Origin of the sequence: Streptococcus cuniculipharyngis (genome assembly GCF_007859195.1) — a bacterium.
In the GTDB taxonomy this organism is placed as follows: Bacteria; Bacillota; Bacilli; order Lactobacillales; family Streptococcaceae; genus Streptococcus; species Streptococcus cuniculipharyngis.
Window position 1 is genome coordinate 15,067 of sequence record NZ_VOHL01000007.1, and the last position, 26,169, is coordinate 41,235.

Here is a 26,169-nt window from a genome sequence, read left to right on the forward strand (position 1 = left end):
CCCCCCGAGTGAGAAAGCCTACCTCTATAGGTTTTTCTCGCTCTTTTTTGATGAAGAAAATCCAAACTTCCTCAACAAGCCAATCTTGTCAAGTCTAATAATCAATAATGATTCCAATATGTTTCAAAATGCCAGTCTTGGCTTTTTTTAAGTTAAATTTATGCTATAATGAGAACAAAAGGAGGTTGGAAACGATGTCACAGATTGAGGCGAAACAGATCCGCCTGGCTTATCACGGCAAGACAATCCTTAACAATCTGTCAACCAGCATACCAGATCAAAAAATCACTTGCCTGATCGGCCCTAATGGTTGCGGTAAATCAACCTTACTTAAGTCACTTGCCCGAATCATCCCCATTGACTCTGGTGACATTTTTCTTGACGGACAGCCTATTTCAGCTCTCCCGACTAAGACTATCGCCCAGCACCTAACCCTTTTACCACAAATTTTAGAGGCAGTTCCGGGCACTTCTGTCTATGAGCTAGTATCTTATGGGCGTTTCCCTCATCAAAGATATTTGGGGGGCTTGAGCAAACAGGATCGCGATAAAATTCACTGGGCTATGGAAATGACCGAAGTCACCTCGCTCGCCAATTCCCCTCTAGAACGCCTGTCCGGAGGGCAACGTCAACGTGTTTGGTTAGCTATGGCCCTCGCTCAAGATACTCAAACCATTTTTCTTGATGAGCCGACCACTTACTTGGACCTTAATCACCAATTGGAAATTCTAGAACTGCTTCAACAATTGAACAAAGAGCAGCAAAAAACCATTGTCATGGTCCTACATGATCTCAATCAGGTGTCACGGTTCGCTGATCATGTTATCAGCATGAAAGAAGGCCAAATCTACCAAGAAGGAAGTAGCCAGCAGGTGCTATCTCATCCTGTCTTACAACATGTCTTTAACATAGATGCTCATTTGGTTCCAGACCCTGTGACACAAAAACCTCTTATTTTAGGCTATCAATTATTAAAATCATAAGGAGACACCCATGAAAAAAAGATTTTTCATCCTATTCCTATGCTTGGCTAGTATTTTCTTAGTTGCTTGTGGAAAGAGCAAGTCGACAAGCTCGACTCAAAGCCGTCAACTGCCTCAAATTGAGGGATTTAGCTATTATGGCGATATTCCCCAAGCTCCTAAACGAGTGGCTAGTATGAGTGCCAGCTATACTGGCTATCTACTCCAACTAGGCTTAACTATCGTTGCTGCAACTTCCTACGACAAGGATAATCCTATTTTAGAAAAAGAACTAATCCAAGCCAAACAAGTAATGCCAACTGACTTGGAAGCCCTAGCAGCAACCAAACCAGACCTCATCATCGCTGGTTCTACTGAAGAAAACCTAGAACAATTGGCAACAATTGCCCCTGTTATTGCTGTTGAATATGGCAAACATGATTATCTCCAAGTTTTGACCGATTTTGGTAAAGTCTTTAAAAAAGAAAAAGAAGCAAAAAACTGGCTAGATGCTTGGCAGGATAAGGTACAAGCTAGCAAAGCAAAGCTAGAGCAAGCCTTGGGTTCCGACAAAACCTTTACAGTTATGGGCTTAACAGAAAAAGAAATCTATTTATTTGGCAATAACTGGGGCCGTGGTGGAGAAATTATTTACCAAGCTCTTGGGTTCCAAGCCCCTAAAAAAGTTCAAGATGAGGTCTTTCCAAAGGGTTACCTATCTATTTCAAAAGAAGTTCTCCCTGATTATGTTGGTGACTACGCCATTGTCGCAACAGATAAGAAGACAACTACCTCATCCCTCTACGAGAGTGATATTTGGCAAAGTTTGCCAGCTGTCCAAAACAAGCGTGTGCTCAATGTCCAAGCAGAGGCTTTCTACTTTAATGATCCTAAAGCCTTAGATTATCAGTTAAAGATTTTAGAAGATGCTCTACTTGCAACCACTAAATAGGAAATTTTCTATGTCTAAAACAGAACCTTACCTTCAAACAAAGCCGAAATATTTTTGGCTTGTTTTTTTCATCAGCCTTATCGGCCTACTAGCTGGGACCTATGCTAGTTTACGCTTTGGCGCCATCACTTATTCCCATCACGATCTATTAAGCACCCTAGCCAGACCTGAGCTTGAAAGTGACCTACAGAATGTCATCATCGACACTCGATTACCCCGTTTACTCGCAGCAGGTCTTGTGGGCGCTGGGCTCTCTTGTGCTGGAGCCATGATGCAAGGCATTACTAAAAATAATATTGCCGACCCCGGGCTATTGGGCATCAATGCCGGGGCCAGCCTGGCTCTGGTAATCGGCTACAGTTTCGCCAAAGAACTACACTACCTTCTCATCTTGTTCCTCTGCCTTGTGGGGGCTAGTTTTGCCGCCAGCTTAGTCTTTGCCTTTACTTACCACAACAAGACCAGTAACCCCCAGTTGGCCCTTATCCTTTCCGGAGCAATGGTCACCACCCTTTTTTCTGCCATAGGTCAAGCCATTACCATCACCAACAAGTTATCGACCACCATCATCGGGTGGCAATCTGGAGGCCTCATTGGAACCAACTGGACAATGCTACACGTTATCGCACCTTTCATTTTAATTGGTTTGGCTATCGCCCAACTCATGAGTCATCAATTAACCATCCTCAGTCTGGATAGCACCATCAGCATTGCTTTAGGTCAAAATACCCAAAAAACACGATTGTTATTGCTAGGAATCGTCCTCATTTTGTCTGCTTCAAGCATTGCCTTGGTAGGAAACCTAGCCTTTATTGGCCTATTAATCCCACATCTCGTCAGGTTGGTGGTTGCCAATAATTACCGCTACCTTCTCCCTCTGAGCATGCTTCTCGGAGCTGGTTTCATGGTTTGGATTGACCTAGGTGGGCGACTCATTAATTCTCCTTATGAAACCTCCCTCAATGCAATGGTCAGCCTCCTCGGCCTACCTTGTTTCTTATTTTTAGTGAGGAGGGGACAGACCTATGACCAACACTAAAAAATTCCTTTACCTCATCATCAGTCTCTTACTAGGAGCTCTTCTGTCTTTCGTTTTAGGTAGTTATCAGGCCAACATTTTTGAACTTTTGACTCATTTTGATCAGGCACAACTTATCTTACTGACCATCCGACTTCCTCGCTTATTAGCCTGTTTGTTGGGTGGTGGCTCATTGGCTTTGTCTGGCCTACTCTTACAAACCCTTACCCAAAATCCCCTGGCTGATTCCGGAATTTTAGGCATTAATACGGGAGCCGGATTCGTTCTATCCTTCTTTTTGGCAACAGGTTACCTTAGCCAAGGTATCCACACTGGTCTACTCCCTTTAGTGGCTATGTTAGGGGGATTTCTGACCGTTTTAATCGTCTATCTCCTAGCCTATAAGAAAAATCATAGCATTAATCCCAATCGTTTGATTATCTCAGGAGTCGGACTTTCTACCATGATGGCTAGTCTAACCGTGACTCTGGTTGGCCATATTGACCGCTATAAGGTTGACTACATCAGTCGCTGGCTCAGTGGACAAATCAATGGGGATAATTGGGCTATTTTGACCATTACCAGCCCACTGCTTATCCTCCTCTGGCTCCTGGCCTACAGTCAATACACCTCACTCAATATTATGACCCTCAACGAACACACTGCTACTGCCTTGGGACTCAATCTAAAAAAAGAACGACTCATCATTCTTTTTTTAGCAACAGCTCTTTCTGCCATTAGTGTTATTCTAGTGGGTAATATTACCTTTGTCGGCCTTATTGCTGGACATAGTGTGCGAAAACTGTTTGGCAATAATCACCTCATCAGTATCCCCGCTGCCCTCATCATGGGCATGCTCATTCTCCTCTTGTCTGATAGCATCGGACGAATTTTTCTGGTTGGCTTGGGCATTCCAACAGGGCTTCTCGTGGCCATGATTGGCGCTCCCTATTTCCTCAGCTTGATGCTGAAAATAAAATAAAAAATGAGTAGGGCCACTACTCATTTTTTGATGATTAAGCATTAAAACTTTCGGTTAATTGTGGCACAACCTGTTTCTTACGAGAAACAGCCCCTGCTAGGAAGGCGTGATTGTTTTCCAGTTTGAAGTTGAAGGCCGCTTCAACCTTGTCCATATTGCTACCGAGAGCTAGGATTTCTGAGTTTGAGTTAACAATATCAGTAATCATGAGGACAAAATCTGAATAGCCATTGGCTTGGTTGGCTGCTAAGATAGCTGTTTCAATTTCTGCTTGGCGTTCCAAGACCTCAGCAATATCAACGGTATTGACCTGAGCAACACGGACTGGATGACCATTAAGCTCAAAGGTCTTAGCGTCAATGTCAATCAACTCTGCTGCTGACTTGCTGGCCAAATTGGTTCCTGCCTTCAACATGGCCAAACCATAGGTTTCCAAATCAACTTCTGCCAATTCTGCCAAGTCCTTAGCAACCTGATGGTCACTGTCGGCTGTTGTTGGAGATTTCAGCAGGAGCGTGTCAGAGATCAAACCAGACAAGAGTAGGCCGGCGATTTCTTTTGGCAGAGCGACAGCATTTTCCTTAAAGAGGCGATAAACAATCGAACTTGCTGACCCTACCGGCTCTAAACGCATGTAGAGGGGATTTGCTGTTTCAAAATTAGCCACACGGTGGTGGTCAATCACGTTGATAACTTCAACTTCCTTGATATCAGCAATGGATTGTTGGGACTCATTGTGGTCCGTCAAGATAACTTGCTCGGCACCTTCTGCCTTGGCTGATGTGATCAGACGTGGTGCCTTCACACCAAAATAGTCTAAGACAAAGGCGGTTTCTTCATTCGGTGTCCCTAGAGCAACCACTTCTGTATCCAAACCTAATTGTTGGTACAAGTAAGCTGCTGCATAAGACGATGCGATGGCATCTGTGTCAGGATTTTGATGACCAAAGACTAAAATTGACATCGATAATTACCTCATTATTTTCTAAATAGTTGCCCTTATTATACCAAAAATCCTAGCAAGTCGCAAAAGACTAGCCATGAACTCGTTTCATATAGTCTGTGTAGCTTTCCGTCCGCATCAATTCCTTGGCATTTTGTACCCGCTCAGCTGTCGGTGGCTTGACACCTGCCAAGGGATAAGGAATGCCCAGCTCCCGCCACTTGAATTCCCCCATGGTATGGTAGGGGAGGATTTCAAAACGGTCAACATTTTTCAAGGTCTTGACAAAGTCGCCTAGCTCAATCAAATCCTCATCAATATCTGTCAAGCCTGGCACCAAGACATGACGAATCCAGACTGGAACATTTTTCTTAGATAGGTAATTGGCACAAGCAATGATATTTTTATTGCTCTGACTGGTGACAAATTTATGCCGTTCATCATTGATTTCCTTAATGTCCAGCAAGACCAAATCGGTCACGGCCAGCAACTTGTCAAAAATCTCGTGGTAGGCTGGGGTGTCACGAAATGGCAAGGCACAAGTATCCAGAGTGCAGTGGATACCTAATTTTTTAGCCTCGGTAAAGAGGGCGGTGACAAAATCAATCTGCAAGAGAGCCTCGCCGCCAGATACCGTAATGCCACCTTCCTTGCCCCAAAAATGACGGTAACCCAAGGCCTCCTTGAGCACATCTTCAACGGTGCGTTCGCGTGACTGATTGGTCTCCATTTCCCATGTGTCCGGGTTATGGCAATATTGGCAACGCATCTTACAGCCCTGCATGAACACAATAAACCGGATGCCCGGCCCATCTACCGTTCCAAAACTTTCTGTGGAATGGACCATCCCAGTCACTTGTTTATAATCAATCTCAGCCATCTGACCACCTCTGTTGAAAACGCTTTATAGTTTTATTATACTCCTTTTCGCCCTAAAAAACCAGTAAAATAAAAGAAAAACCCATGAGCTAGTCATGAATTTTTCTCTTTTTAATTGACTTGGTCTACAACTTCCAGTGGCGTCACCGTCACTTTCAACTTGACCACACGGCCATTTTTGACCTTGTCATTGATAAAATCAAAACGTTTGTTCTGGCTCTCCACCTGATAACTTTCCTTATCGGTTTGAGTAGGAATGGTGCCAATCCCTGCCAGATAGTAGCCAGCAATTGTGTCAACATCATCATTTTCCAAATCAGTTGTAAAATAATCATTAAATTCATTTAGGGTCATGGTGCCTAAGACAATATAGGTTCCATCTGCAATTTCTCTGACAGATTCTGCCACCTTGTCAGTTTCATCATCAATCTCGCCGACAATTTCTTCCAACAAATCTTCCAAGGTGACTAAACCAGCCACCCCACCATATTCATCCAGCAAAATGGCCATTTGATTTTGCGTATTCCGCAAGGAGGTTAGCAAATCATCAACAAAGATCGTTTCGGGCACAAAAAGGGGCTCTTGCAAAATACGACGAAGATTAAGCTGGTCAAAACCATCCGTAAAAGCTGCACTGAGAATCTTCTTGGTATGGATTAAACCAATGACCTTGTCCTTATCCCCATCATAGACAGGAATCCGCGAAAAATTTTCCTTCATGATGGCCTTCATCACTTCAGCCTTATCATCATTGATATCAATCATGAAAGCATCGGTCCGTGGCACCATCACTTCACGCGCCATCATCTCATCTAGCGAAAAAATCCCCTGCAACATGCCAATCTCTTCCGCATCCAAGGTAGCCTCGCTATTGGTCAAGAGGTATTCAATTTCATCTCGGGTCATTTGCTCATTAGCATCATCAAAAGTCATGGGGGTTAAACGACTCAAGAGATTGGTCGATGCGGATAACAACCAGACGAAGGGACTGACCAACTTGCCCAAGAGAATAATGACAGGGGCCGAGTAAATGGCAAGATTTTCCTTGAGGTTCATCGCAATCCGTTTGGGATAAAGCTCCCCAATCACGATGGAAATATAGGTCAAAAAGACCAGAGAAATCAAGTCGCCTACAGTCTTGGCCGTTGCAGACTGACCAAACCAGCTGGCAATCTCCGTTCCCAAAGAATCCGCAAAACTCGCCCCCGACAGGAGGGTAATGACAGTAATGCCAACCTGAATCGTTGACAGGAAATTATTGGGATTTTCCAATACCTTTAACAGGCGAACATATCTTTTATCGCCCTCTGCTGCTTTTTGCTCTACCCGCGAACGGTTGAGTGATACCATGGCCATCTCGCTAGCCGAGAAAAAGGCATTGAACAAGGTCAATAGCAACAAGAGTAAAAACTGTAACAACAAGGACTGACTACTAGGGTCTTCCATAACATTTCTCCATTTTCATTCAATAATAGTCTATTATAGCATAATATCAGCCAAGTACTCAAGGGTTTCTTCTGCTCCTTGTTAGACTAGTCGCTGCCTTTAGCTAGTTTTTCCACCATAACCAAAAAAGGAGGGCAATTAATTTGATTAAGGGCCTGGTAACTCATAACTGAAAAATCCTCCTGAGGCAACTGACTCAGGAAATCCAGTACCCTATTCTTTTCCTCCAAACCACCTTCGTGACCATAATAAACCATCACGGACAGACGACCTCCGGCTACCAACCGGAGTAAAATCTGTTCTAGGGCTGCAAGCGTTGTTTCAGGTCTGGTGATGACAGATTTATCTGCCCTTGGTAAATAGCCAAGATTAAAAATAGCTGCATTAATCGGCTCTTTAACATAATCAGCAACCCTTTCATGGCTATCATGAATCAACTTAACTTGAGTAAATTGTTGCCCCAAACGCTTTTGCGTCATGGCCAGGGCCTGTTCCTGTATATCAAAAGCATACACTCGCCCTGCTCTCTGGGCTAAAAATAAGGTATCAAATCCCTGCCCCATGGTCGCATCAACAGCGACACTCTTGGGGGTCAAAATTTCAGCCAAAAAATCATGGGCCTGTTCCAAGGGTTTTCTCATCGCATGTCCTTCCTAACCGAAGTACCATAAAAAGCTAGAACTGGTCTAGCTTAGCTTTGTTTACCAGTAAATCTTAACTGAAAACGAATGTAGTCATAATAGGGAAAGGTGATATTTAAGAGGGCATAGCCGACCAAAAAACCAGCCAAGACATCACTAGGATAGTGAACGCCCAAATAGATTCGTGATAAACCAAGAAGGAGAATCACTAAAGCCAACAGCAACAACAAAGCTTTTTTCTTACCTGATTCTGGCATACGTTGGCAAACAATAATGATGGCTGTCCCAATAATCAACATGGGCCCCAAAGAATGCCCACTAGGAAAAGAATAGCCCGCTGCTTCCACCAAGTGATTTAAGCTAGGACGAGGACGTTGATAGACCGCCTTTAAGCCTAAAATGGCAAGGCTAGCCAAAGCACCATTGGTAAGTAATAAACCCGCCTCAGACTTCCACCCTTTCAACCACAGACAAAGGGCACCAAGCAAAACTAGGGCAAGCTGACTACTAGTATTGCCGAGGAGGGTTATGGTTTTGAAAAAATGCGTCATCCCTTGTGGTAAACTGCCACGGATAGTAGCCTGTAGCCCGCGATCAAAGGGGGCAAGGGTCTCCGGATAAAATTTCACCAGATAGCCTAAGCAGACAAAGATGACCAGGGCAAAACTCCCCCTAAGCCAATAAATTGTTCTATTTTTCATACTTATACCTTACTAAGACTGGTTTTAATAAGCCATACATCAGCCCAAACACAAGGGAAAAAATGATTCCTTGTAGCAGGTTGAAAGGCAAGACCATCTGGAAAAGATAAATGTCTCTGCCAATGTATTGATTGATATCAAAATTTGCAAATTTTGCATACAAAGGAATGGCGTAGACTAGATTTAAGCCTAACATGGCCATCGTCAGCAAGCCCGTTCCCAGTAAGCTGGCCCACACATAGGCCAACCGACTGCCACGCCCTTTCCAGACCAGGGCAAAAACCGTGACAAACAAGGCCAAAGCCAAAACGTTCATGGGTAAACCAATTAAATCGTTGACCCCACGATTGTTAAGCACGAATTTCAATAAGGTTCTCAGCAATAAAATCACGTAGGCGACCTTCAAATCCAAAAGATACATGCCAAGCAAAATTGGCAAGATACTCAATTCTATTTTCAGAAAATCTGCCCCGGGAATCAAAGGGAACGAAAAGAGCATTAAACAAAACGATAAGGCTGACAAAATAGCCACTAAAACGATTTTCCTCGTCTTAACCATATAAAAATCCTCCAATTTTTTCAAATTGGAGAAGCATCAAAGAGCATACAAAAAACCCTTTGTCTTCTCCCATCCAGACTTTACTGTCGGTTGTGGAATCTCACCACATCAGCTTACGCTCACGGACTTCTAAGTCATGCTTAGTCACCGCCGGTCGGGAATCTCACCCTGCCCTGAAGACTCTTTTAGTATATCATAAACTCTTTATTTTCACAAAAAGACTGACTCCAACCCTACTTGAGTTTGTCACTCTCATAGGTATGGCTTAATTCTAATTGAGGGAAATCTTGTTGACGCAAGGCCTCATAGACAATCATACAAACTGCATTTGACACATTTAAACTACGAACATGCTGATCATTCATGGGAATCCGCAGAGCTTTGTCCTCGTGCAGGCGCATGAAATCTTCTGGCAGGCCGGTGTCTTCACGACCAAAGATAAAAAAGTGTTCCTGCCCATCATGATAAGCTGCCTCAGAATAAATACGCTCAGCAAACTTGGTAATCACGTGTAGCTGACCTGAGCATTGCTCAAGAAAGTCTTCTAAGCTATCATAGAAATAAATGGTTAATTTATCCCAGTAATCCAGACCTGCCCGCTTCATCTTTTTATCATCAATTGGAAAGCCCATGGGACGAATAATGTGAAGCGGGCTATTTGTCGCCGCACAAGTCCGGGCGATATTTCCCGTATTAGCAGGAATCTGTGGTTGGAACAAGACAATGTGATTTAAACCACGGACCTGATCTGCTTGAGCATGGCTAAGTTCTTCCAGATTCATCATTTCTCCTAACTGCTAAAAAAATAACCATGCCACCCGGAATAAATCAGCAGGCAACATGGTTGATGGGCTCATTAACTTAAATCATAACAGGCTTGAGTTAAATCAATGAGGAAGTAAACCTATTATAACATTCTAAAACAAGATGTCAATAGCTTTGGGAAAAATAATTGCTCCTGGCCAGGCCACCCTTGAAAACGTTTTTCAATGATAAAAAAGTGCATTTTCACGGAAAAAAGAGTATGATATATAATGATAAAAAGGAGAATATCTCATGAAAATTATTGTCGTCGGAGGTGGCAAGGTCGGCTCTGCCCTCTGCCAATCCTTAGTGGAAGAAAGCCACGATGTCATTCTAATTGAAGAAAAAGAAACAGTCCTACAACAACTGACTAAATTTCTTGATATCATGGGCATTGTTGGGAACGGGGCTAATTATAAAATTTTAGAAGAAGCGGGTGTCTCCAGCTGCGACATCTTTATCGCCCTAACTGAAAAAGATGAAGTCAACATGATTGCTGCAGTTCTGGCCAAAAAAATGGGGGCTAAAGAGACCATTGTTCGTATGCGCAATCCTGAATACTCAAACTCCTACTTCAAGGATAAAAATTTCCTCGGTTTTTCTGCTGTCATCAATCCTGAATTGCTGGCCGCCCAGTACATTGCCAATAGCGTGGAGTTTCCTAATGCCCAGTCAGTAGAACACTTCGCCAATGGGCGAGTGATGCTGATGGAGTTTCACATTACCCTCCAAAGCCAGCTCTGCCATATGACCCTCAGCCAGTTTCGAAAGAAATTTAACCGTCTAGTCATTTGCGCCATCAAGCGTGGGGACGAAGTCATTATTCCTCATGGTGAAGCCACCATTCAAGTAGATGATCACATCTTTGTCACTGGTAACCGAGTGGAGATGATTCTCTTCCATAACTATGTTAAAAATAAATACATCAAAAATCTCATGCTAATTGGGGCAGGGAAGATTACCTACTATCTCCTCCACATCTTGAAAAATACCAATATCAAGGTCAAGGTACTTGAGATTAGCGAAGCGCGTGCCAGCTGGTTGAGCCAGGAATTCCCTGACCTCCACATCGTCCACGGAGACGGAACAACCAAGGAAATCCTTCTAGAAGAAAATGTCCAAAACTATGACGCTGTGGCTACCCTAACTGGTGTTGATGAAGAAAACATCATCACCTCCATGTTCTTGGAAACCCTAGGCGTGGAAAAAAATATTACCAAGGTCAATCGCACCACTCTCCTAGAAATCATTGAAAACCAACTGTCTTCCAGTATCGTGGTGCCTAAGCGAATTGCCGTTGATAGCATCATGCACTTTATTCGGGGTCGGGTCAACGCCGAAGGGTCAAAACTAGACGCCATGCATCACCTAGCCAACGAACGCATTGAAACCCTCCAGTTTGAAATCAAGGAAGGAAGTATGCTAGCCGGTGAACAACTGGCGCAGATTGGCCTCAAAGACAAGGTACTGATTGCTGCTATCATTCGTCGAGGGCAGACAATCTTCCCAACTGGGGATGATGCCTTAGAAATTGGTGACAAGGTCGTGGTGATTACCTTGCTCAAAAATATCTACAGCATCAAAGATTTATTAGAGAGGTAGGGCAAACTTATGAATCGTCGTATGGTCGGCTACCTAATGGCCAAGCTCTTCTTTATTGAAGCGGGACTATTAACCGTTCCACTGATTACCGCTCTAATTTACCAAGAACCACTCAAAAATACCTCAGCCATCCTCCTCACCATGGGGCTTCTTCTGCTCCTAGGAGGACTTGGTCTAGTCTTGAAACCTAACAACCATCGAATCTACACCAAAGAAGGACTCATCATTGTCTCACTCTGTTGGCTCCTTTGGTCTTTTTTCGGAGGTCTTCCCTTTTTCTTTTCAGGGCAAATCCCCAACCTCATTGATGCCTTTTTCGAAACCACCTCAGGTTTCACTTCAACGGGTGCGACAATCTTAGATACTACCAAAGTCCTATCCCCCTCTCTTCTTCTCTGGCGTAGCTTTACCCAGCTCATTGGTGGAATGGGAGTTTTGGTTTTTGCACTCGCCATCATGGATAATCCACAAAATAACCATTTGGAAGTGATGCGTGCGGAAATGGCCGGACCAGTTTTTGGCAAAGTCGTTTCCAAACTAAAAAATACTGCTCAGATTCTCTACCTCATCTACCTGGCCATGTTTATTATCTTGGCCTTAATTCTGTGGCTAGCAGGCTTGTCCTTCTATGACAGCTTGGTCACAGCCATGGGAGTGGCGGGCACAGGAGGATTTGCTGGCTATGAAAATAACATTGCTTATTATAACAATTCCCTCATAACAGTTATTGTTTCTGTGGGAATGTTAGTTTTTGGGGTCAATTTCAACCTCTACTACCTTATCCTACTAGGAAAAGTCAGAAGTGTTTTCAAGAATGAAGAATTGAAATTATATGGACTCATTACTCTGATTGCTGTAGTAGCGATTAGTATTAACATTAACGGCCTCTATCCTAGCCTCAAAGACACTTTAGAGAAGGTCTTCTTTCAAGTGTCTTCCGTTCTCACCTCCACAGGTTTTGGCCATCCGGACATTCAACCCTGGCCCCTCTTTTCACAAACCCTCCTCCTCTTACTCATGTTTTGCGGAGGCATGGCAGGGTCAACCGCAGGTGGTTTTAAAATAATGCGGGTATTAACCCTGTTAAAACTAGCCAAAAACCAAGTTCTCTCGACCCTCTATCCCAACCGGGTCCTGACCTTAAATGTCAATGGTACCCCTCTAGACAACAAGACCCAACAGAGCATCCTCAAATACCTAGTGCTCTATCTCATGGTCCTAAGTGGGCTAATCCTCCTTCTCAGTCTTGACAATGATAACTTCTTAATTGTGGCTAGCGCTTCCTTATCAGCCCTCAATAATGTCGGTCCTATCCTAGGAACCAATGATAACTTCAATCTCTTTAGTCCACTATCAAAGATTATCCTTTCTTTTGTGATGATTGCCGGTAGGTTAGAATTATACCCACTTATTCTCTTCTTCCTACCAAAAACCTGGTCCAAAACCTAGGCTAATTGAAGGTCCGGTCTATTGTCAAAAATGGGGCCAAACAAGACGGATAACTTGTGAAAAATCCTAGTAAATACTTGAATTTTTAGTAATTTCTCTTTATAATTGAGAGAGGTACTATTATCTAAAAAAGGAATTAAAACTATTTATGACATCATCAAAAAATGAATTACTTTATTTCGTTTTGACTATTCTATTCATTGTTTTTGCTGCCTTCATTTACTTTACATTTGGTAGAAAAACAGCTAGCGTCCAACCAAGCAATCTGACTGCCCAAGTAGTTGCCCGTCAAGAAGCGGAAAAAAAATTGCAAACTGCTAAAGCTTCTGTAACCAATGCAGAAGTCAACCCTAATGACAGTAGCCTGGCCTTGGCCCAAGAAGCTGTTGAGCAAATCGAAGACGATAGCAAAAAAAATGAACTCCGGGCACGTCTAGACGCTGTAGCCGCTGAAATCACTAACCAAACAGCTGCCACTACAGCTGTCGAAACTGCCGAAGCTAGTCTTTCCACAGAGGATATTAAGGCTGCCCAAGAAGCGCTCAACCAAGTCGGCAACGAAGCGAAAAAGACTGAGCTAATGAATCGTTTAACAGCCATTGCTTCTAGCTTGGGCTACACCCTCGATCCTAGCCCATCAAGCTCAACAAATTAAGGAAGACCCACCATGACTATCAAACGTAAAGAATTAATCTATATCGGACTGACCTTGGTCCTACTGGGTATTTTAGGATTTAGTTATCTTGCCTTAAATAAAAAATCCAGTTCCAGTCAGGTTCAATCAACCCCTACTGCCAAATTGTCAACACAGATTCCAAGCCAACTCGAACAATTATTGGCCGATTTAGAAAAGGATCCTAGTCGGGAAAAATTGGCTAAAGCACAAATTGAAGTGAATAAGTTAACCAACAATTCCCAAAAAGAAACCTTACAAAATCGCTTAAACAAGGTTAAGGCTAAACTCAATTTGGTTGATAGCACCGAAAAAGCCCTCATCAACGCTGAAAATTCACCAAGTGAAAAAACCATTAAAGCAGCTCAAGCAGCCATCAACCGCATTAGTATTCCAAGTAAGAAAGCAGAATTCCAAAAACGTCTTGATCGCGTTAAAAATCGACTGTCTAAGGAATCCTCGGAAGAAACGACAAGTTCTGACTCATCTAGCCAAGAACAGACCTCTGATGAGTCAAGTAACACCTCTTCAGAAGCTTCTAGTCGTGAAAGTGAATCCTCTTCTGCCTCAACACAAGCTGCAGAGGAGACCTCAGCCAATCTAGGAACAACGACAACTGACACACCAGTCTACCCAACCTATACACCACCTGCTGTCAGCCCTTCTATTGTTACACCTAGCACTCCAGTAAACAATGAAACTCCTGCTTCTAGCCTTGAATCACAAACAAGTGAATCAGTAGCAGATAACAGTACAGAAGTGGCACCTTCTGAAACCCCATCTGAAGACCCTAGCCCTGCCTCAGTAGAAGGAACAGAATAACCCTAACAAAAAAAGTAGCCCAGTTTACACTGAGCTGCTTTTTTATATTTCATACCCAAGTAAGACACCACCGTCTTCAGCATAGAAACTACAAAGTCCTGATGTTGGTAAATAGCTAACATCTGCCTGTGGGAATGTTTCACGAATTTTCTCACTTAATTGCTGAGCCAATTTTTCATTATTGGAATGGGCAATCAGCACTTTTCCACCCTGATAGCCCGCCTTAAGCATTTCCTCAACACCCGCCAAGATCGCCTTTTTCTGCCCACGTGCTTTCTGCAATAGCTCTAAACGGCCTTCATGACTGGCCTCACCCACCATACGGATATTTAGCAAGCCAACAACAGCACCAACCAATTTGCTTAAACGGCCATTTTTTACCAGATTATCCACCTTGGCCAAGATAAATAGCAGCTTAGTCCGTTCTTGATAGGTCCTTATCTTTTCCACAATTTCTTCAAAAGAGAGACCTTGGGCAATCAATCGATTAAGCTCCATGACCAACAAATCCACTTCTCCTCCTGCCGATAAGGAATCAATCAAGTGGATCTTGATATTAGGATTCTCCTCGCGTAGCATTTCCATACCCAAACGAGCACTATTGTGGCTACCAGATAGGGTTCCTGTTATAGTAACCACAAAAACCTGATCAGCCCCACGATAAGCCTGTAAAAAAGCTTCTGGACTAGGGCAACTTGATCCCGCAGCTGCTGAGGTTTGGTACATGGTTTCCATCATTTGTGGAATATCTAAACCTTCATCATCAACAAAAATATTATTACCAATCTGAATGGTTAAAGGAACCCGTTCAAATGTCGTATCAGGAGCTAGTTGATCCAACTGCTTAAAATCACAGCTAGAATCCGCAACAATTTTCCAAGTCATGCGTCATCTCTCACTTTTCTAAAAAATAAAATGCTTTCATTTTTATTATAACATCAATCTAGCCATTCTCCTAACAAAAACCATTTGAGAATCAAATAAAATCTTAAGCCAAGCCTTTATTTAAAATATAGGTCCTAATGGCCTGAGCTACCCCAGCTTCCTCATTCGTCCTTGTTAAATAGTTGGTGCTTGCTTTTACCTCTGCCGTGGCATTTCCCATAGCAACACCCAAACCAGCATAGGCTAACATTTCCAAGTCATTGTTACCATCACCGATAGCCATGATTTGGTCTGGAGTAAGGGCAAAGCGGTCAGCAAGTTCTGCTAGGGCACTGGCCTTATTGACCCCCTTGGGCATGGCTTCAAAAATATAGGATTGACTGCGTACCACAGAAAACTGCTGGGCTAGATTAGCTGCCTGCTCCTGTTGAAAACGGTCTAATAGCTCTTCATCTCCCATAAACATGGCTTGGAAAACCAAAAAATCTTCTGCCTCAACAGTCGCCAAATCCGTCGCAATAGCCTGAGTAAAGACCAGGCTGGCATCATAGGCCACAATCTCTGGCACATGGTCAGCCAAAACATAAAGATTTTCTTTTTCCACTAGGGTCAGGTAAATCCCCGGATAGGCTTGACAAAGCTCAACCAAATCGGCTATCTCAGCTAAACTAAGAGCATGATAGGCAGTTAAGGACCAGTCCTTGGTGCTATAAGTTGAGCAACCATTATTTAAGATGGCAAAATCACCAATAGTCAACTCCTTAAAATAGGGAATGACCCCTGATTTCATACGCCCCGTACAGATGGCCACCTTGACACCTGCCGCTGACACTTGTTCTAGGGCCGCTATATTTTCTTGAGGTAACTGCTTGTCATCTGTTAGGAGAGTACCATCCATGTCTGTTGCTATCAATTTAATCATACAATTTAACCTTTTACCTTTCTGTTCTCATTATATCATATCAACAACCAAGAGAAAAAAGCCAGCTGTCGCTGGCTCTTCTTTTAATCTTTTTGTTCCAAATCACGGAGCATTTGGTCAATCTTATTGCCATACTCAATAGATTGGTCTTTAACAAAAACCAAGTCTGGAATCTTATACATGGTTAGACGTTTGCCCAACTCACGCTTGATAGTGCCCGTCGCTTTTTCCAAACCCGTCTGAGCTTTTTGATTATCAGAGGCAAGATCACTCAAAATCGTATAGTAAACCTTGGCTACTGACAAATCTCCTAGCATCTGCACATCGGTCACGGTAACTCCTGACACACGAGGGTCACGCACTTTCTTTTGTAAAATATCATTGACCTCACGTTTGACTTCCATGCCAACGCGGTCCACACGAAATGAATTTGCCATGCTAACTCCTTTCTAGCAACTTAGTGAATTAGCGTTTGATTTCTTCCATGACATAGGCTTCAATGGTATCATCAACTTGCAAATCGTTGAAGTTTTCAATCATGAGACCACCCTCACGACCATTGGTGACTTCTTTGACATCATCCTTGTAATGTTTCAAGCTAATCAAGGCACCGTCATGAATCACAACCCCATCACGAATGACACGGACCTTAGAATCACGAGTCACCTTACCATTGATGACCATAAATCCAGCAATGGTACCGACCTTAGAAATCTTGAAGGTCTCACGAACAAGAGCTTCACCGATAACTTTTTCTTCAAATTCTGGGTCAAGCATACCCTTCATGGCATCTTCAACCTCTTCAATCACCTTGTAAATAATGCTATGCAAACGGATTTCGACATCGTCAGCATCAGCCTGTTGGCGAGCTTGTGGGGTAGGGCGGACGTTGAAACCAATCACAATGGCGTTACTTGCTTGAGCCAGCGTGATATCTGATTCATTGATGGCACCAACGGCGGAGTGAACAACGGTTACCTTAACCCCTTCCACATCTATCTTGAGCAAGGATGAAGCCAAGGCTTCAACAGAACCTTGCACGTCTGCCTTGATGATGACATTAACCGACTTAACTTCGCCTGCCTTGAGCGTATCAAAGAGATTTTCCAAGCTAACGCGTTGGGTTGCTTGGCGTTGTTTGAGCAGGGCACGCTTGGCCCGCTCTTCACCTGCTGCACGAGCAGCTTTTTCATCTTCATAAACGGCAAAATGATCTCCCGCCATCGGTGCTTCATTCAAGCCTGTGATAGAAACCGGTGCTGATGGGCCTGCTACCTTGACACGACGACCCAAATCATTGGTCATGGCACGGACACGACCGAAGGTATTACCGACAACAATTGGGTCTTGTACATTAAGGGTTCCTTGTTGAACCAGTAGGGTAGCTACCGCACCTTTTCCTTTATCCAAACGTGCCTCAATCACGGTACCAATGGCACGAACCGTTGGGTCTGCTTTGAGCTCCTGAATTTCAGCAACCAAAAGAACTGTATCCAAAAGTTCTTCAATGTTTTGACCAAATTTAGCAGAGATTTCCACAAATTCACAATCGCCACCCCAGGCGGTTGAAATAATACCATGTTCAGCCAGTTCGCCAATCACACGTTCAGGGTTGGCCCCTGGTTTATCAATCTTGTTGATGGCTACAATAATTGGCACATCTGCTGCCTTGGCATGGTTAATGGCTTCGATGGTTTGGGGCATGACACCGTCATCAGCTGCCACAATCAAAATCGTAATATCCGTCACGGAAGCCCCGCGGGCACGCATGCTGGTAAAGGCCGCATGTCCTGGGGTATCCAAGAAGGTAATCAACTTGCCATTTTCCTCAATCTGGTAGGCACCGATATGCTGAGTAATTCCTCCTGCCTCGCCTGTTGCCACACGAGAGTTACGAAGAGTATCAAGGAGGGTGGTTTTACCATGGTCAACGTGACCCATGATGGTCACAACTGGTGCCCGTTCGACCATGTTTTCAGGATTGAGGTAAGACTCATCAACAAAGAAACGCTCAATATCAGCCGTGTCAACCTCTACCTTGGCCTTGGCCTCAATACCATAATCCACCATCAAGAGTTCAATGGTATCACCGTCAAGAGACTGGTTTTGAGTAGCCATTACGCCCATCATAAAGAGCTTTTTGACAATCTCAGCTGGTTCACGTTTGATCCGTTTAGCAATCTCAGCTACCGTCATGCCCTCAGTGTACTCAAACTCCTTAGGCAATTCATGGAACTTGCGTTCCGTGACTGCTTTTGGTGCCTCATTGCGATTATTCTTACCTTTTTTCTTCTTATTGGGATTCCAATTACTGTTTCTTTGATTTCTCACTTGATTTTGACTATTCCAACTCTTCTTATTCTTGTTTTGTTTTGGCCCATCTTCATTTTCATGTGCAAAGTCACGAGACTTATCTGAACGGGCTTTCTTTCTGCGCGTATCCGTAGCTACAGGCGCTGGGTTAACTACTGCTGATGCTGGTTTAACTGGTTCAGACTTTTCAACAACTACTTCTGTCGCTGCTTTTGCCACTTTCTCGGCCTCTTTTTTGGCCTGACGAGCCTGTTCACGCTCTTTCTCCGCTCTTTGTTTAGCTGCTTGAGTTTCTCGGAAACGTGTTTCACTTTGACGAGCATATTCAGCATTTTGTTCAGCTTTTAGGGCTGCCGCACGCGCTTTAAAATCAATCCGTGGTCCCTGCTGGTTAGACTGGGCCTGACGCTGTTGTTGGCCATTAGCCTGGGCTGGACGATTAGCCTGACGACGGTCATTTGATCGGTCAGCCGCTGGACGGTTTGATTGCTGACGGGCTGGATTGCTTGCCTGTTTACGGTCCCGTCCCTGCTTGCGCCGTTCGGCCTCTGCCTTAGCACGCGCTTCACGTTCCGCCTTAAAATTGCGGCTTTTTGGCTTACTTGCTACAGGAGCAACCTTTTTTTCTTCCTTGACTACTGGCGTGCTTGATTTTGCCACATCCGCCTGTACTGGCTCTGCTTTTGCTGGAGCTGGCTTTGCTTCAGGCTTAGGGGTGCTGACAGCTGCCTTAGCCACTCCAAAACTCTCCACAATCCGTTTGGCGTCGCCTTCTTCAACCGAAGACGAATGACTTTTGACTGCCAAGCCCAGAGATTGAGCTCGTTCTACCACTTCTTTACTTGCCTTACCAATTTCCTTGGCAATTTCATATAATCGTTTCTTAGACAATTTTTGTCCTCCTATTCCTTAATCCATAAGAGTCCTCATTTTCTTAATAAATCCAGCATCAGTAATAGCCAAAACCTTTCTTGGCTTACCAATAGCTGTGCTTAATTCCAGTGTCGAAAACACTGCAAAGACTTCTACTTTATAATAGTTACTTTTATCTGTAACGGCCTTGGTTAAATTACTTCCAGCATCATCGGCCAAAAACACCAAACCTACCTGACCTGACTGAATCGCCTTGATAACCAACTCCTCACCTGAAATGACACGACCCGCACGTTGAGCCAAGCCTAACAGGTTTAATAATTTTTCCTTATTATTCAAGACCTAGTTCTCTTCGTTTTATCTTGTGATCCACATAAGCAATCAACTCATCATAAAAACTCTCTGGCACTTCCACTGAAAAACTACGGTTAAAAACCTGTCTTTTCTTGGCCAAAAGGGCCTCCTGATTGTCTAGCTTAATATAGGCACCACGGCCATTTTTCTTTCCTGTCGGGTCAATAAAAATCTCGCCCTCTTTGGTTTTAACAATGCGAAGCAAATCACGCTTGTCAATTATTTCCCCTGAAACAACAGATTTACGTAAAGGTATTTTTCTTACTTTTGCCATCAAACACCTGACCTTTTCTTACTCTGTCACATCAGTTTCCAGGAGTTCAGCGATCTGCTCATTAGAAGCAAGCTCTGATTCTGCCAGCTGGGGCATTTCCGCCTCCATGGCTTCATACTCTGAAGCTGACTTGATATCAATGCGGTAGCCTGTCAAATGAGCTGCTAAACGGACATTTTGCCCTTTGCGGCCAATAGCCAAAGACAATTTATTGTCAGGAACCACAACTGTCGCATGCTTGCTATTTTCTTCATCAAACAAGACATAGTCCACCTCAGCTGGGGCAATGGCATTATAGATAAATTCTGCCGGATCCTCCACCCATTGAATTACATCAATATTTTCTTCTACAGGCACCCAGAGTCCAGTCTTGGCATCTAGACGTTTGGGATGAAATTTACTGATTACTTTTTTAATGTTTGCCCCACCACGACCAACAATAGTACCAATGGCTTCAACATTAGGATTGTGACTGCGAACGGCCACCTTAGTCCGATCTCCCGCTTCACGCGAAACACTCATGATTTCAACTGTACCATCAAAAACTTCAGGAATCTCCTGCTCCATGATACGTTTGATAAACTCTGGATGACTACGACTCACAAAAACATTGACGCCACGAGGGTTGTTTTCCACCTTGTAAACATAAACCTCAATTCGGTCATGCGACTTGAATACTTCCCCCGGAATCTGGTCTTGTTTGGACAACTGGGCCTCAATGCTCCCCAGGTTAACATAAATGAAACGCTCGTCAAACCGTTCAACTGTTCCTGTCATGATCTCACGTTCATGCTGCTTGTACTCGTTGAAAGTTACCTCGCGCATCTGACGACGCATCCGTTCCATGATGGTTTGTTTAGCAGACTGGGCTGCTACACGGCCAAATTCTTTAACTGACTCTTCAAAACGAATTTTATCTCCCAACTCATAAACCGGATTAATGGCCAAGGCGTCAGTCAAACTAATTTCCAAACGGCTATCAAAAACCTCATCGACCACTTCACGGACCGTATAGACTTGAAAATCACCTGTTTTCTCATTAAATTCAACGACGGCACTTTCAGACTGGCCATAACGGCGACGGTAGGCTGATTTCAAAGATTCTGTCACGGCTTCAATGATGTCAGCCTTGTTAATGTGTTTTTCTTCTTCCAAAATACGGAAGGCTTCTAGCATTTCTTTGCTCATAAATGACGGTCTTACGACCTTCCTTTCTTAAAATTTAACTGCAAGACGAGCTTTCGCCACCATCTTGTAAGGGATAGTTACCGTTTTCTGACGAGTCTTGTCCATATAAGCTAGTTGGAGTTCCTCGCCATCAAAAGCCAAGAGGTCTCCTTCAAAAATCTTGACCTTGTCAATGGCCTGATAAAGACTGACATGGATATACTTGCCCACCGCAGCGGTCAAACTTTCCTTGGTTTTCAAGGGACGTTCCAAACCAGGGCTAGAAATTTCAAGGAAATATCGCTCTGGGAAGGGGTCAGGCTGGATGGTGTCCAGTAAAGGACTGATGATTTCTGTCAGCTCAGCCGTATCCTCGACCGTAATGCCTTCTGGCTTATCCACCAAAATGGACAGCACATAGTCGCCCCCCATTTTTTCATACTCAATATCCACCAACTCAAAAGGAGCTGGGATAACCGGCGACACCAAATCTGTCACCGTCTCAATAATCGTTGCGATAAGACATCCTCCTCTACAAGAAAATGAGACGAAGTTACAACCCCGTCTCCTTTCATCATCTTTAATCTTCTATCAGTATATCACTTTTTCAGGAGAATTGCAAAGCATAACCGCTAAAAAAGAAATGAAGTTCCTTGTTTTTAAGGCTAAAGCCTAAATCAAAGGCTGGACAAAGCACTTTCAGCCCCTGCTCTTGGCAAGAATAAGACACCTGTCCCAAAACCTTTCTCGTATAAATAGAGGTGATAAGCAAGCTCTCCTGGTCCGCAAAAATCTGCATGTCCTCTGGATAAACCAGCCACCAGTCATGATACCGATACCGCTTATTGCCCATCAAACTGCTCCCTGATAATGTAGATGGCCTCGTCTTTGAGAACAAAATTGGTCTGCCAACGAGGCAAAATCCGAATAGCATCCGCCTCTTGGTCATATATTAAAACCGCATTGAAGTCGGTATAATCAGGTTCAACCACCATGCAAGTCTTAGCCTCACTGTCACGATAGGCAGTGAAACAAGTCTCGACAAAAACTGACCTGCCATAAAAATCAATCTCTCTAAAATTCTTCTTGTCTAACATTATTGTTTCTCCATTTTTTTCTCGAGGTATAGCGGGTCAAACCTTTTCCTTGTTTGAGCCAGACTTTTTCATCCCCATCTTCAAAAGGACTTTTATGAAGACTAGCTTCAGGATAAATAATTAAGTTTTGCCCTTGCCAGCAACACCCCACCTGCCAACGAGGAGCAAAGATCAAGTCACCACTAGCAAGCTCAGTTAATAGAGCATAGACTTTCCAACCTTCTTGGTCAGTGAGTAACCACTCCCCAGTCTTATCAACACTAGCCACCGCTCGTAAACCATGCAACAATGTGACCCTTTGGGGAAAATCTTTTAAGGCATGATCGTCTGAGGAATCTACCATTGTCATCACCTCCCAGTTAAAAGATCTACCAACAAATCCTTTATGCAGCCATTCGCCTTCCAAAAAACCAAAGCCTAGGCTTTGGTCTCTTTTATTAAGGAGAGGAGGGGATTCGAACCCCCGAGCCCCGTGAAGGACTACACGCTTTCCAAGCGTGCGCACTCGGCCACTATGCGACCTCTCCATCAAGTGGGCCAAGGCCCACAACTGGTTTACTTAAATTGAGCTTCCACACGGTAAATGACCTGACCCTTACGAGAAAATTTCTGCTCGTACTCCGTCATGACATTACCCTCGTAGTCACTAGCATGCAGGTCTAACCAGACCTTTTTTAATATCATACCATATTGTGAGAAAGATGCCAAGCTATATTCAAACAAACCACGATTGTCTGTCTTAAAATGGATTTCTCCCTCAGCTGGCAAAATCTGTTCATAAGTTGCTAAAAAACTCCCGTAGGTCAAACGACGTTTTTCATGACGGGTTTTAGGCCAAGGGTCACTGAAATTAAGGTACATCAAGTCCACTTCCCCATCCGCAAAATAATTGGTCAAGCTTGACCCATCAACCAAGAGTAGCTTGATATTAGGCAGATTACTTGCCAAGACCTTGTCCAAGGCATAAGACAAGACTGAGCGTTGAATATCAATGCCAATATAATTAATCTGGGGATTTTGGGCCGCCATACCAGTAATAAAGGCGCCCTTACCACTCCCCACTTCGATATGAACAGGGTTGTCATTGCCAAAAACTTCCCGCCAACGTCCTTTGGCTTCCTCAGGATTGAGAATAACATACTGGGGATTGTTTTCTAAGTGCTCCTCAGCACCCTTACGTTTTCTAACTCGCATACTTACTTTCTAAATGTCTCCCGGAACTGACGTAAGTCATAGATTTCTTGATTCACATGTTCCATATCACGATTATCAAAACACTTGAGAATCTGTGACAAATAAGAAAACTGACCATACCAGTACAACTTACGCATCACTTTTTCATTGTGCTTATAGCCATAAAGACCTAGCCACTCTTCCCAGCGAACGCGCGGAATATAATGACTAAGGACCTGAGCCACATCATACATCCGATCCGTCAATCGGACCGAATCCCAATCAACCAGATAAATTAAACCACTAGTGGTGATGACCCAATTACTATGACGAACATCACCATGGACAATGGTAGCCAGCTCTGAACGAAATTCCGGCAAACTCCGTTTCAGCTCTTTAATCACCGCTTGCAGATAGGAATTTTCCTGAAGCTGTAAAGGAGCATTTTTCTCCCAGTCCACCAATAAATCATAGGGATTTTCAATCTTATAATTCAGTTGCAAGAGTTGATTGACTAGCGCCTTGGAGCGGTGCATACGGACTAAAATCTGCACAATTTGCTTGCTATTCATGTCCTGTTTCGTCAAAATACGACCATCTAGCCACTCTTGCGCACTCATCATGTCACCATTAGCCATTCGCTTAGCCCACAAAAGCTGGGGTGCAATCTGCTCACTGGCTAGGGCTGCCAAAATAGGGGTAGTATTCAACTTGACAAAAACGCGGTCACCATTGGGATAGGTTCCCATATAGGCCTTGCCACTATTTCCTCGTAAGGGCGTCAGTGCCAATTCTTGATCTGTACCTGCCATTAGCCCCTCCTTTTCTTTTTAAAACGATATCACTACACCTATTTTACTTGTTTTCTCTCACTTAGTCAATCCTGACCTCATGCGGTAAGGCAAATAAAACCAAAAGAGCAATAAATCCCCGACCAATAACAAGCCATTGAAGCCCATCAAACAAGTGAACACCAGCTCAATAAGAGCTAGAATAAGCAAACCACTTCTCAAAAAGAGCAAAAGGTTGGCTGCCCTCCCCTCTTGGTAGGGGTATAATTCAGGCAGATACTGGTAATCATAATGCCCCAATAGGGCAATCATTTGAAATACCCATAAATAGGTAAAAAGAAGGGCCAAACTTTCTGCAAGCAAGCGATTATCCAAACACCACAGACTCAAGAGGGATAAAAAGAGCAACCGAAGACTGATATCCAAATAGTCACCACTACGTAAAAAGGCTCGAGCATATAAGTTTAACCACAACCGTTCTGTTTGCTTGGGAATAGCCAACAAAAGGCCGTCCAAGTAAGCTCGCCGCTTCACTCGACTAGATAAACCCTTAACATCCGTAAAGAGAGAGAAGAATTTTAAAATACTTTGCTGGCGTCTCTTTTCATAAGCAATGGCTGCCTGCCAATTCAACTGCCCACTGGCATAAAACACTCTAGACTTCCACTGAATCATCAAGGCCTTAATCAACAGAAGAAAAAGCATTAAAAGAGCCTGTAAGGGTAAGGATAGGCCCAGAGCCCCAAGTAAGGGACTCAGGAGTAATAAAACTCCTGTCTGTAGACCTCCCCAAATCACTATGGCACGCACAATAGCTTGCTTGATAATAGCTTTCAATTCTACTTCCTTGACCAATAAAAATTGGCTATCAGCCGGCTCCAAGTAAGTTGCCACCCTTCCCGTCGCTAACATCATTATTAGTAAGACTAAAACAAAAGTAATAATCGGTAGAGGATTTGCTGGAAAATTGTTCAAAAGACGGCTATATTCCACCATAACAAAGCCGGTCAGCAATAAGAGGACCAAAACAAAATGATCATTTAAAACATAACGCAAATAAGCTAGGCAGGATTGAATGAATTGAAAACGCCGTTTCGCAAATAGTTCTCTCATAGGCTATCCTCTTGTGTCAGGCTCAAATAAATATCCGTCAGACTAGCCCCGTCTTGTCCAAAATTCGCTTGCAATTCCGCCAAAGTACCTTGAGTTAAGACCCGTCCTTGGTGTAAAATCACAAAACGGTCACACATTTTTTCTGCCGAATCTAGCACATGCGTACTCATTAAAATAGCTGTTCCTTCTGCTTTTTCCGCTAGCAACAAATCAGTTAAATCCTTAATAGCCAAGGGATCCAACCCCAAAAAAGGCTCATCAACAATTAAAAGACCCGGCTCAACCATCAGGGCACAGACAATCATCACCTTTTGTTTCATCCCCTTAGAAAAATCCACCGGAAACCAATCTAACTTATCTTGAAGCCTAAAAACCTTAAGCAGTTTCTCTGCTCTAAGCAAGGCCTGCTCAACGTTCAAATCATAAGCCATCGCCACTGTTTCCAAATGCTCTTTCAAGGTTAATTCCTCATAAAGACTCGGCGTTTCTGGAATATAGCCAATCTGACGACGATAATTAGCCCCATCTTCCTCTAAGGTCAAGCCTCCAAGGCTAATTCGACCTTGATAAGGACGTAATAGACCAATAATTTCATTAATTGTCGTGGATTTCCCCGCCCCATTTAGGCCAATTAACCCCACCAATTCACCACTAGCTACGTCAAAGCTCACCTCACGTAAAACAGGGATATTAATATAGCCGCCAGTGACATTTTCTAATCTTAGCATCTCATTCTCCTAGCAAGTGTTCTCTCTCTATTCTAACATATTCGCA

The 26,169-nt window shown here is 43.6% G+C and carries 30 protein-coding genes, 1 tRNA gene and 1 riboswitch; of the genes, 8 read left to right on the forward strand and 23 right to left on the reverse strand.

From position 1 onward, the window contains the following. The first annotated feature begins 194 nt into the window (after positions 1-194). The 4 genes from FRX57_RS06740 to FRX57_RS06755 are packed head-to-tail and all read left to right on the forward strand — an operon-like array spanning position 195 to position 3,914. A complete protein-coding gene (locus FRX57_RS06740) occupies positions 195-983 on the forward strand; it encodes an ABC transporter ATP-binding protein (RefSeq protein ID WP_146567945.1) in 789 nt (262 codons plus the stop codon). Between the two features lie 10 nt (positions 984-993). Further along, a complete protein-coding gene (locus FRX57_RS06745; protein WP_146567947.1) occupies positions 994-1,914 on the forward strand; it encodes an iron-hydroxamate ABC transporter substrate-binding protein in 921 nt (306 codons plus the stop codon). Between the two features lie 10 nt (positions 1,915-1,924). Beyond that, positions 1,925-2,953: a FecCD family ABC transporter permease gene (locus FRX57_RS06750; protein ID WP_146567948.1), complete on the forward strand. Its 1,029-nt coding sequence runs from the start codon at positions 1,925-1,927 to the stop codon at positions 2,951-2,953. After that, positions 2,940-3,914: a FecCD family ABC transporter permease gene (locus FRX57_RS06755; RefSeq protein ID WP_146567950.1), complete on the forward strand. Its 975-nt coding sequence runs from the start codon at positions 2,940-2,942 to the stop codon at positions 3,912-3,914. Before FRX57_RS06750 ends, FRX57_RS06755 begins: the two co-directional genes overlap by 14 nt. A 34-nt stretch (positions 3,915-3,948) precedes the next feature. Here FRX57_RS06755 and FRX57_RS06760 read toward each other — a convergent pair whose 3' ends face one another. The 7 genes from FRX57_RS06760 to FRX57_RS06790 all read right to left on the reverse strand — a co-directional run bounded on the left by FRX57_RS06760 (position 3,949) and on the right by FRX57_RS06790 (position 9,865). After that, on the reverse strand, positions 3,949-4,878 hold the full coding sequence (locus FRX57_RS06760) for a manganese-dependent inorganic pyrophosphatase (RefSeq protein WP_146567952.1): 930 nt from the start codon (positions 4,876-4,878) through the stop codon (positions 3,949-3,951). Between the two features lie 70 nt (positions 4,879-4,948). Next, complete coding sequence (pflA, locus tag FRX57_RS06765; protein WP_146567954.1) at positions 4,949-5,737, reverse strand: pyruvate formate-lyase-activating protein; 789 nt, start codon at positions 5,735-5,737, stop codon at positions 4,949-4,951. 110 nt (positions 5,738-5,847) lie between these two features. After that, the gene (locus FRX57_RS06770; protein ID WP_146567956.1) at positions 5,848-7,182 is read right to left on the reverse strand and encodes a hemolysin family protein; all 1,335 of its coding nucleotides are present in this window, start codon (positions 7,180-7,182) and stop codon (positions 5,848-5,850) included. 86 nt (positions 7,183-7,268) lie between these two features. Continuing rightward, positions 7,269-7,823: a tRNA 5-(aminomethyl)-2-thiouridylate-methyltransferase MnmM gene (gene mnmM, locus FRX57_RS06775; protein WP_146567958.1), complete on the reverse strand. Its 555-nt coding sequence runs from the start codon at positions 7,821-7,823 to the stop codon at positions 7,269-7,271. A gap of 50 nt (positions 7,824-7,873) precedes the next feature. Next, complete coding sequence (locus tag FRX57_RS06780) at positions 7,874-8,524, reverse strand: phosphatase PAP2 family protein (RefSeq protein WP_146567960.1); 651 nt, start codon at positions 8,522-8,524, stop codon at positions 7,874-7,876. Next, positions 8,514-9,083, reverse strand: a complete 570-nt coding sequence (locus FRX57_RS06785) for an ECF transporter S component (protein WP_146567962.1) — start codon at positions 9,081-9,083, stop codon at positions 8,514-8,516. The genes FRX57_RS06780 and FRX57_RS06785 overlap by 11 nt, the downstream gene beginning before the upstream one ends. Positions 9,084-9,140: 57 nt before the next feature. Beyond that, positions 9,141-9,268: riboswitch (FMN riboswitch) on the reverse strand. A 48-nt stretch (positions 9,269-9,316) separates the two neighbouring features. Further along, positions 9,317-9,865, reverse strand: a complete 549-nt coding sequence (locus FRX57_RS06790; RefSeq protein ID WP_146567964.1) for a tRNA (cytidine(34)-2'-O)-methyltransferase — start codon at positions 9,863-9,865, stop codon at positions 9,317-9,319. 274 nt (positions 9,866-10,139) lie between these two features. Between FRX57_RS06790 and trkA the strand changes: the two genes are divergently transcribed. From trkA to FRX57_RS06810, 4 genes are all read left to right on the forward strand, one after another. Next, a complete protein-coding gene (trkA, locus tag FRX57_RS06795) occupies positions 10,140-11,489 on the forward strand; it encodes a Trk system potassium transporter TrkA (protein ID WP_146567966.1) in 1,350 nt (449 codons plus the stop codon). A 9-nt stretch (positions 11,490-11,498) separates the two neighbouring features. Then, positions 11,499-12,938: a TrkH family potassium uptake protein gene (locus FRX57_RS06800; RefSeq protein ID WP_146567968.1), complete on the forward strand. Its 1,440-nt coding sequence runs from the start codon at positions 11,499-11,501 to the stop codon at positions 12,936-12,938. A gap of 148 nt (positions 12,939-13,086) precedes the next feature. Then, positions 13,087-13,593, forward strand: a complete 507-nt coding sequence (locus FRX57_RS06805; protein ID WP_146567970.1) for a hypothetical protein — start codon at positions 13,087-13,089, stop codon at positions 13,591-13,593. Between the two features lie 12 nt (positions 13,594-13,605). Then, positions 13,606-14,433: a GA-like domain-containing protein gene (locus tag FRX57_RS06810; protein WP_146567972.1), complete on the forward strand. Its 828-nt coding sequence runs from the start codon at positions 13,606-13,608 to the stop codon at positions 14,431-14,433. Positions 14,434-14,475: 42 nt separating this feature from the next. Here the strand turns inward: FRX57_RS06810 and FRX57_RS06815 are convergent, their stop codons facing one another. The 16 genes from FRX57_RS06815 to FRX57_RS06890 form a co-directional block, all read right to left on the reverse strand. Beyond that, positions 14,476-15,318 (reverse strand): DegV family protein, encoded by an 843-nt coding sequence (locus tag FRX57_RS06815; protein ID WP_146567974.1) that lies wholly within the window; start codon positions 15,316-15,318, stop codon positions 14,476-14,478. A gap of 103 nt (positions 15,319-15,421) precedes the next feature. After that, the gene (locus FRX57_RS06820) at positions 15,422-16,240 is read right to left on the reverse strand and encodes a Cof-type HAD-IIB family hydrolase (protein ID WP_146567975.1); all 819 of its coding nucleotides are present in this window, start codon (positions 16,238-16,240) and stop codon (positions 15,422-15,424) included. Between the two features lie 83 nt (positions 16,241-16,323). Then, a complete protein-coding gene (gene rbfA / locus FRX57_RS06825) occupies positions 16,324-16,677 on the reverse strand; it encodes a 30S ribosome-binding factor RbfA (protein WP_146567977.1) in 354 nt (117 codons plus the stop codon). 28 nt (positions 16,678-16,705) lie between these two features. Then, positions 16,706-19,444, reverse strand: coding sequence for a translation initiation factor IF-2 (gene infB / locus FRX57_RS06830; protein ID WP_146567980.1), 2,739 nt, complete (start codon positions 19,442-19,444; stop codon positions 16,706-16,708). An 18-nt stretch (positions 19,445-19,462) separates the two neighbouring features. Next, positions 19,463-19,765: a YlxQ-related RNA-binding protein gene (locus FRX57_RS06835; RefSeq protein WP_146567982.1), complete on the reverse strand. Its 303-nt coding sequence runs from the start codon at positions 19,763-19,765 to the stop codon at positions 19,463-19,465. After that, positions 19,758-20,054 carry an RNase P modulator RnpM gene (gene rnpM, locus FRX57_RS06840; RefSeq protein ID WP_146567985.1) on the reverse strand — a complete coding sequence of 99 codons (297 nt, stop codon included), beginning with the start codon at positions 20,052-20,054 and terminating at the stop codon, positions 19,758-19,760. The genes FRX57_RS06835 and rnpM overlap by 8 nt, the downstream gene beginning before the upstream one ends. 18 nt (positions 20,055-20,072) lie before the next feature. Beyond that, a complete protein-coding gene (nusA, locus tag FRX57_RS06845) occupies positions 20,073-21,242 on the reverse strand; it encodes a transcription termination factor NusA (protein ID WP_146567987.1) in 1,170 nt (389 codons plus the stop codon). A 27-nt stretch (positions 21,243-21,269) separates the two neighbouring features. Further along, on the reverse strand, positions 21,270-21,740 hold the full coding sequence (rimP, locus tag FRX57_RS06850) for a ribosome maturation factor RimP (RefSeq protein ID WP_146567989.1): 471 nt from the start codon (positions 21,738-21,740) through the stop codon (positions 21,270-21,272). Between the two features lie 88 nt (positions 21,741-21,828). Beyond that, positions 21,829-22,074: a hypothetical protein gene (locus tag FRX57_RS06855; RefSeq protein WP_146567991.1), complete on the reverse strand. Its 246-nt coding sequence runs from the start codon at positions 22,072-22,074 to the stop codon at positions 21,829-21,831. Next, positions 22,064-22,318: a hypothetical protein gene (locus tag FRX57_RS06860; protein ID WP_146567992.1), complete on the reverse strand. Its 255-nt coding sequence runs from the start codon at positions 22,316-22,318 to the stop codon at positions 22,064-22,066. The genes FRX57_RS06855 and FRX57_RS06860 overlap by 11 nt, the downstream gene beginning before the upstream one ends. Next, positions 22,296-22,661 (reverse strand): hypothetical protein, encoded by a 366-nt coding sequence (locus tag FRX57_RS06865; RefSeq protein ID WP_146567994.1) that lies wholly within the window; start codon positions 22,659-22,661, stop codon positions 22,296-22,298. The genes FRX57_RS06860 and FRX57_RS06865 overlap by 23 nt, the downstream gene beginning before the upstream one ends. Before the next feature lie 97 nt (positions 22,662-22,758). Continuing rightward, positions 22,759-22,845 (reverse strand) — tRNA-Ser (locus tag FRX57_RS06870). A 28-nt stretch (positions 22,846-22,873) separates the two neighbouring features. Then, a complete protein-coding gene (trmB, locus tag FRX57_RS06875; protein ID WP_146567996.1) occupies positions 22,874-23,512 on the reverse strand; it encodes a tRNA (guanosine(46)-N7)-methyltransferase TrmB in 639 nt (212 codons plus the stop codon). A gap of 2 nt (positions 23,513-23,514) precedes the next feature. Continuing rightward, the gene (gene ccrZ / locus FRX57_RS06880) at positions 23,515-24,303 is read right to left on the reverse strand and encodes a cell cycle regulator CcrZ (protein ID WP_146567998.1); all 789 of its coding nucleotides are present in this window, start codon (positions 24,301-24,303) and stop codon (positions 23,515-23,517) included. A 57-nt stretch (positions 24,304-24,360) separates the two neighbouring features. Continuing rightward, entirely contained in the window at positions 24,361-25,395 is a 1,035-nt protein-coding gene (locus FRX57_RS06885; RefSeq protein ID WP_146568000.1) for an ABC transporter permease, read from the reverse strand. Then, positions 25,392-26,123 (reverse strand): ABC transporter ATP-binding protein, encoded by a 732-nt coding sequence (locus tag FRX57_RS06890; protein WP_146568002.1) that lies wholly within the window; start codon positions 26,121-26,123, stop codon positions 25,392-25,394. The genes FRX57_RS06885 and FRX57_RS06890 overlap by 4 nt, the downstream gene beginning before the upstream one ends. Positions 26,124-26,169 lie beyond the last annotated feature (46 nt).